1 protein-coding gene is annotated in these 705 nt (G+C 45.1%); it reads right to left on the bottom strand.

Translation table 11 applies throughout. The annotated features are described in order from the left end of the window. Positions 1-568, bottom strand: a 568-nt coding sequence (locus ACYVRH_RS13885; RefSeq protein WP_461257475.1) for a DNA methyltransferase, incomplete at its 3' end; no start/stop codon positions are given. Between the last annotated feature and the right edge of the window lie 137 nt (positions 569-705).

A 705-nucleotide genomic window follows, 5' to 3' on the forward strand; every position in this document is an offset into this window, starting at 1 on the left:
GTCCTAATATGCCTGACGCTTTTAATTCCTGCATCCAATCGGATTGTTTTTTTGCGGCGTTTTCATGGAAGAATGGGGCGGGGCTTTCATCATCGTCAAGCGGTTTTACCACCGGAGCGGGAAGGGCTTCGACCGTAAAGGGTCCTGAAATACGGACTTTCCTTTTTTCAATTTCAGGCTGATCGTAAAGCGTTTCCTGTTCTGGCGGTTCGTTATTCGCTATGGATTTGAGCGTGATATGCGAAACTGTTTTGTACACAAAGCCGCTTGATACTCCTTGTTCAGGATGCGCCAGTTTGTAGTAGTCGAAGGTTGCGGTCATGAGGCGTTTTTTAGCAAGGGTGATGGCAATGCGGGAAGTGTCGCAGGTAACCCATCGGCGTCCCCATTGTTCGGCAACATAAGCGGTGGTTCCGCTACCACAAGTGATGTCGAGTACCAGATCGCCGGGGTCGGTAGTCATAAGGAGACAACGTTGGATTGGTTTATTGCCAGTTTGAACGACATATATTCTCTCTTCTGTTCGAGTTCCTGTTCCTGTATCGTTCCAAATATTATTTAACAGCATTACTGGAAAATCATTAAAAAATCGTTTGTATCTTAAAGTATCACCAACTACTGCTAATCTTTTTGCTTTTGCTACCCGATCTAATCCTTCTTTTGATGTAGACCAATAACGTGTTTGAGGCGCATATTGTTTCCCCT

It is taken from the genome of Treponema sp. R80B11-R83G3, assembly GCF_054786115.1.